The following is a 6,415-nucleotide window of genomic DNA, read 5'->3' as shown; positions in this document are numbered from 1 at the left end:
CGATTACGACAACGACAACGACGCCCGCTCCGCGCAGCGGACCCTACGGACTGGGAGCGCCGCACCCCAGTGCGGCGCGGCCTCTGGTCAATCCGTACCGCCGGGGTTATCCGCGAGATCGTGCCGCACTGGGGTGCGGCGCTCCCAGGCCGGGTGCGGCTGGGCTCAATACCAGCCGGGCCCGGGACCCCAACCCCCCCAACCGCCCCAGGCGCCCCAGTTCATGGACGCCTGTTGGTTCATCGCCGCGGCCTCCAGGTTGTCGTTGCTGATCTGCCTGGCCAGGCGCAGTTGCTGATAGCTCTGATACTGCTTGGGTCCGCCGACCCAGGCCTGGTTGTTGGCCAGGTCCGGCAGGACATAGTAGACCTTACCGTCCTGTTTGACCTGGGTGACCTGGTTCGCGGGCAGGCTCTTCAAGAGCGCCGCCTGCTCCGGCTTGGTGGGGGTGATGACCTTGAAGCCGGCGGCCGCCGCCAGGTTCTCTTTCTCCTTCAGATCGCCGGCGCAACCCGCGGCGAGTGCCGCGAGCGCGAGGACCGCAAGGACCTTCAATGACGTGTAGAGATAGTGCATGGTGCTCTCGATGTGTACGTGGCTGAGACGCGCGGGGGCCTGACCCGCCGCCGGGGCGGGTCATCGGGCAGTCTAGGCCCGCGCCGTGCCTTGTCAACGGCGGATGAGTGGAAAAGGGGGCGCGGGCTTGATCCGTCACCAGCCTGCACCAGTATTCGGGGACCGCGGTCCGCCATCGCATCTGGGTCGTGCCCGTTGGGCTGGCTGCACTCTTTCAACGATCGCCGACGAGGACACATTGATGGACCTTCAACTGCAAGGCAAACGGGCACTGGTCACCGGCTCCACGCTCGGTATCGGCTTCGCCGCGGCCCTGGGGCTCGCCCGCGAGGGGGCCCAGGTGGTAATCAATGGCCGCACCCGGGCACGGGTCGATCAGGCGGCGGACCAGATCCGCGCCCAGGTGCCGGGCGCCATCGTGACCGCCGTCGCTGCCGACCTGTCGGGCGCCGCGGGGTGTGCGGCCCTGATCCGCGACCTGCCGGACCTGGACGTGCTGGTCAATAGTCTCGGCATCTTTGAACCGAAGTCCTTCGGTGAGATCAGCGACGCCGACTGGCTGCGCTTCTTCGAGACCAATGTCATGAGCGGGGTGCGTCTGGCGCGGCACTACCTTCCGGGCATGCGCGGGCGCGACTGGGGCCGGATCATCTTCGTCTCCAGCGAATCGGCGGTGCAGATCCCGGCGGAGATGATCCACTGCGGGCGCCTCCGCGACCAACGGTGCGGCCCTGCGGGTGGACGGCGGCGTGGTGCGCGCGATTCTCTGAGTCCCGGCGGCACCCGTGATTGCCCAGACTCGTGGGCGGGGGGTGTCGACGCAAGTTTCAGATGTCCGCTGTGTAACGCGAACCGACGGATGGCCCTAAGTGTATGGCTGACCGACGGCTCACGGCCAAGAGCAGCCGGTCGCCCAGTGGCCCTGAACGACCGCATCACCGAAAGAGCGGCCATTCTCCGATCATACAGGCCGCGCCGGCGCGGACTCATGGACGCCTGACGCCTTGCCGAACTGATACCATCGGCCATGCTTGAGCCCCAAGAGCGCGGCTGGTCTCCTGCACCCGCGATCACCGACCCCTCGCGTAGTCCGATCGCTTCGCCTATGCTAGCGCCTATGCCTTTCGCTCCGGATCGATGACCTATGCAGACTGAACGCCATGTCCGCCTGTTTCGCAACGGGCGCAATCAAGCCCTGCGCATCCCGCGGGAGTTCGAGCTCGATGCAGACGAGGCGATCGTCAGCAAGGACGGCGAGCGCTTGGTGGTCGAACCGGTGAAGCGCCGTCCGGACCTCGCCACCCTGCTGGCCGGATGGAAACCGCTCGACGAGTCCCTCCCCGCGGTGGACGAGGGCTTGTTGCCACTGGACGACATCTGCCTCTAGCCATGGAGGGGCTGCGCTACCTGCTCGACACCAACATCCTCTCGGCGCTGATCCGCCAGCCGCAGGGGTCGGTCGCGGCAATGCTCGCCCGGCGCGGCTACGCAAGGGTCTGCACCAGCATCATCGTGGCCGCGGAACTACGCTTCGGCGCCCGCAAGCTCGGCTCCGACACCCTGAGCAAGAAGGTTGAGTCCCTGCTGGCTTCCATGCCGGTGCTGCCCCTGGAGGCCGGGGCCGATCGAGCCTATGCCAAGGCCCGCCTTCAGTTGGAGCAGGCCGGGACGCCCATCGGACCCAACGACCTGCTGATCGCCGCGCACGCCCTGGCCGGCGGGCTTACCGTCGTCACGGATAATGTAGACGAATTCTCGCGGGTCGCCGAGTTGCGGGTGGAGAACTGGCTGGACAATCCAACGCCCGCGCCGAAATGATCGGTCTCAGGGCCACCGCGCTCAACTTACCGTGGCGTCCGCTTGCCGGTCGGATTCCTTTGTCGAGACACCGCGACCGATTCACGGAGTAAAGCATGCTCGAAGCCTTCATCGAAGATCTTTGCCAACGCCGTTTGAAGACATACGGAACGATGCCGGAGGATATCGGAGATCATTGCAAGACCGAAGAGTCGGTGTTGGGAGGGGGGTATGAATATCGGCAGATCGTCGAGTTGGTCCAGAACGGCGCCGACGCGATCTCGGAGGCGGACGCATTGCCGTTCAATCGCGGCGTCCCAGCGGGCGACCAGGAGCCACGGATTCACGTCCTGCTGAGCGGGGATCGGATCTATGTCGCCAATACCGGCGCGCCGCTCAGCCAGGACGGCATCAAGGCACTGCTGCTGGCGAATTCATCGCCCAAACGCGGCAACCAGATCGGCCGCTTCGGCATCGGCTTCAAGTCACTGCTGGGGCTCGGCGGCATCATCGACATCTTCAGCCGCGGTGTTTCGCTCAGATTCGACCCCGACCGTTGCCGCCGGGAGATCCGCGAGGCGTGCGGCCTGGCGCCGGACCATGACGCGCCCGCACTGCGTCTCGCCTGGCCGCGGGATCGCGAGAAGGAAGAACAGGCCGACCCCCTACTCAATGGCTTCCGGTGGGCCACGACCGTCGTGCGTGCGGAGATCCGCGAACCCAGGATGCTGCCCCATATCGAGGAGGAGATTCGACGCTTTCCGACCCAGTTTCTGCTGTTCCTGCCGGTCCCGGTGACCCTGGATCTGGATGCCGGGAGCGACGAGGCACGGCGACTCACCCGCCAACCAGAGGGTGAGCATATCGTACTTGCCGATGGCGAGGGCTCATCGCGTTGGCGTGTCATCGAACGGCAGATTCGAATTACCGACTCGGATGCGCGAAGCGACGCGACCCATCTACACCAACGCGATACCGTGCCGCTGGCCTGGGCCATCCCACTGGACGCCAAGCGCGAAGATGCCGGGCGGCGGTTCTGGGCCTTCTTTCCCACCGAGACCGAGAGCCGGATTCCCGGCATCCTCAATGCCCCCTGGAAGCTCAACACCGACCGCAAGTCCATCAGCGGCGGCGAGTGGAACCAGGCCCTGATGCGCGAGGCCGCCCGACTCATCGCCGAGACCCTGCCCAGCTTGGCGGACACCTCGGACCCAGGACGGATTCTCGACTATTTCCCGCGTCAACTGAGCCGACAGGACGAACCGGCGGCGACCTTGGTTGAGGCCCTGTGGGAGCGGATCGCGGACAGCGCGGTGATCCCGGACGGGGCTGGGACGCTGCACTCGGGCCATGACCTGTGGCGCCCCCCTGTGGACAACAAGGATCTACTGGTGCGTTGGAGTGGGCTCGCGAGTGATGACGCGCTCGTCCGGTGGGTACACCCGACCTGTATCGAGGGCAAACGCAAGTCGCGCTTGGTCGAATTGGCCAAGCGTCTTCCCAAGGTCGGCGTCGCTCATGCTTTGTCGTTGCCAATGTCATCCGATGCCGAGGACCAGAGGCCGCGCCTCGCGCCTGGAACTGCCGAGCAATGGTTCGGAGAGGTCGCATCCACCGATATCGATACGGCCAAGTTGGTGCTCACCCTTGCCCGGGATTTTCCTCAATCATGTAATGAAGACGAATGGAATCGGATACGGCCAAGACTGAAGATTATACCGAGCCGCGATGAATGTCTTTGCAACCCAGAGCAGATTGTCGTTGCCAGGCAAGATCAAGTCGTCCCCGATCAGCCATGCGTCGAGGATGCCTTGGTTTCCGACCAGGTTACCTCAGATATCTTGGTCCAAGTGCTTCGTGTGAAGAGCATTCTGGATGATGACTGGCGGCTCGTGATCGAGCAGGCGCTGAGCGCGGCTACCGGTGCAGGATTGGAAGCATCGGATGAACCATGGCGCCGCTTCTGGCGAACCCTGAGGTGCGCGGCCGAGGGTGATCGCAAAGCCTTTGCCGAGGAACACCGCGAGCTAATTCGCGTGCGGCGGGAAGATGGGGCCTGGCAATACCCGAATGCAGTGCTGCTGCCGGGACGTATCGTCAACGAGACCGACCCGGACCAGTGCAACCGCGACGTGCTGGTCGACCCGAAGCAGCATCATTCAGACGCGGTCATCCTTAAGGCACTCGGCGTTGCCGACGTGCCCGCCGGGAAACAGGATATTAACGGGGAGGAACTGTTGTCGCGTAAACCCGCCCAGACGGATATCTGCGAAGTCCTTGAACCGTGGACTCGCTCAGCGATTTCAAAGTACCATGGGGATAATCCCCAAGTGTCCCGGGATAGCTTCTTTCCGTCTTCCATCTCTATGCCGGTAGGATTTGTCCTGGTTCCCGGGCTTGCCGGCCTCGCGAGGGCGCGTCTGACCCGGGAGTTCCTGCGTACCCTGGGCAACTTTCCTGAGACCCTGACATTCGAGCACCACAAGCGGCGGAAAGACTTCAAGCCGGTCTCCATCGAGCATCCCTTGCGCTGGCTGCTCCGTGAGAATGGTTCCCTCCAGATCGGCGAACAGATTGTACAGGTCAAGACCGTCCTCGCCCGCATCGATTCGCTCGCTCTGAGGCAAGTCAAGGAGCTTCGGGAGGTCATATCGACCCTGCAAAGAATGCGAACCCCATCATCGGCTGGGCGAGGTGGCGACGAATTGCGGGCCCCGATCAGAATTTTGCCAAGAATCGCGCCCCTGAAGGCACCCGCTTCCGGGCGCGCGGTCGTGAATACGTTCAAGGTCGAGTTGCGCAACTTCTGGGAAGGACTATTCGAGTGCCTCGCCACCCCCGAGCGCATACGCACCGGCACTCTGACGGACCTGTGGAACGAAGCGGCGGCAGACGGCTGGGTTCCGGAAAGCTTGCCTGACACGGACGGAGATGTGTCGCTTGGTAAGGTCTACGTCACCGGCTCCGCGGACCTTGCCCGACGTGCCCGGGACCGCGGTTGGGTCGCGGTTGAGCTGGATGAGGTCGCCCGCAAGCTGTGGCTGGGGCAGGGGGCGCAGAGTCTTGACGATGCCTTCAAGGTTAGTTGGGCCGAGGCACTGGCGCCGGTCGGTCTGCTCCAGGACGCGATCCCTGACATCGCCGTGGTCTTGGCCGAGGATCAGAGGGATCAGACTTATAGCCAATCGGTCCAGGGACTTCATCTGAGTATTGAGGATCATCCCGACCCCGTGTCCTGTATTCACTGGCAGGGCGTGCTGTATCTCGATCCCGGGCAATTGGACGCCCTGCCACGCCAAAATCGCTTGCTTCGCGTCCTGCGGGAGGCATCGACGGCCGGTTGGCTCAACTGTGGTCCCGATGAGGCGATTCGCCGTATCACCGATGCAACCCTGGATGCCCGTCGGGCGGAGGTTGCGGCGGCGGCAACCCTTGCCGAGCGTCTATCGCAGGCGGTCGGCGGGGATGTGGATGCCCTCATGGCTGCCCTGGGCGAGCGGGCCTGTTCCGCCTTGCCGCCGGACGCCAAGCCATTGCAGGTGGCCGAGCTCGCGTTGGCCTTGTTGGGTCCGACCGTGCTGCAAGCGTTGCGCGAGGCGCTGGAGGCGGCCGACCTGCGCCCGCCCAAGTACTGGGGCACGGAGGAGGCGCGGGCCTTTGTGTTGGAGTTGGGGTTCCCTGAGGCGTTCGCGGTCGCCCAGACCGCGCGCCGGGATCCGGAGTTTTGGGTCTCGGGGCCGATCCCACTACCGCCGTTGCACGATTTTCAGGAGGAGGTCGCCGATGGGCTCCGGGCCTTGATCGAGGGCGGCACCGGTCGGCGCCGCGCCGTTGTGAGCCTGCCGACCGGCGGCGGTAAGACCCGCGTCACGGTGCAAGCCGCCGTGGACCTGGTGCTGTGTCCGCCCGGCCCGCGGCGCACGGTCCTGTGGATCGCCCAGACCGACGAGCTATGCGAGCAGGCGGTGCAGTCATTCCGCCAAGTCTGGCTGAATCGCGGGGCGCAGGCGACCGACTTGCGGGTGGTTCGGTTCTGGGGCGG

The 6,415-nt window shown here is 64.9% G+C and carries 5 protein-coding genes; 4 read left to right on the top strand and 1 reads right to left on the bottom strand.

Features of this window, described 5'->3' with window-relative positions; all coding sequences use genetic code 11:
* Window positions 1–165: 165 nt before the first annotated feature.
* Window positions 166–576, bottom strand: coding sequence for a hypothetical protein (locus QZY48_RS18145; protein ID WP_295433714.1), 411 nt, complete (start codon window positions 574–576; stop codon window positions 166–168).
* A gap of 241 nt (window positions 577–817) precedes the next feature.
* Between QZY48_RS18145 and QZY48_RS18140 the strand changes: the two genes are divergently transcribed.
* The 4 genes from QZY48_RS18140 to QZY48_RS18125 form a co-directional block, all read left to right on the top strand.
* Window positions 818–1,576, top strand: coding sequence for an SDR family NAD(P)-dependent oxidoreductase (locus QZY48_RS18140; RefSeq protein WP_295433710.1), 759 nt, complete (start codon window positions 818–820; stop codon window positions 1,574–1,576).
* A 144-nt stretch (window positions 1,577–1,720) separates the two neighbouring features.
* On the top strand, window positions 1,721–1,963 hold the full coding sequence (locus QZY48_RS18135; protein ID WP_295433707.1) for an AbrB/MazE/SpoVT family DNA-binding domain-containing protein: 243 nt from the start codon (window positions 1,721–1,723) through the stop codon (window positions 1,961–1,963).
* 2 nt (window positions 1,964–1,965) lie between these two features.
* A complete protein-coding gene (locus tag QZY48_RS18130; protein WP_295433703.1) occupies window positions 1,966–2,394 on the top strand; it encodes a type II toxin-antitoxin system VapC family toxin in 429 nt (142 codons plus the stop codon).
* 152 nt (window positions 2,395–2,546) lie between these two features.
* The coding region (locus QZY48_RS18125) for a DEAD/DEAH box helicase family protein (RefSeq protein WP_295433700.1) at window positions 2,547–6,415 on the top strand (3,869 nt) is incomplete at its 3' end.

It is taken from the genome of uncultured Thiodictyon sp., assembly GCF_903828115.1.
Classification (GTDB): Bacteria; Pseudomonadota; Gammaproteobacteria; order Chromatiales; family Chromatiaceae; genus Thiodictyon.
The sequence above is the reverse complement of the archived record's forward strand: the minus strand, read 5'-3'. Positions and strand labels throughout refer to the sequence as shown.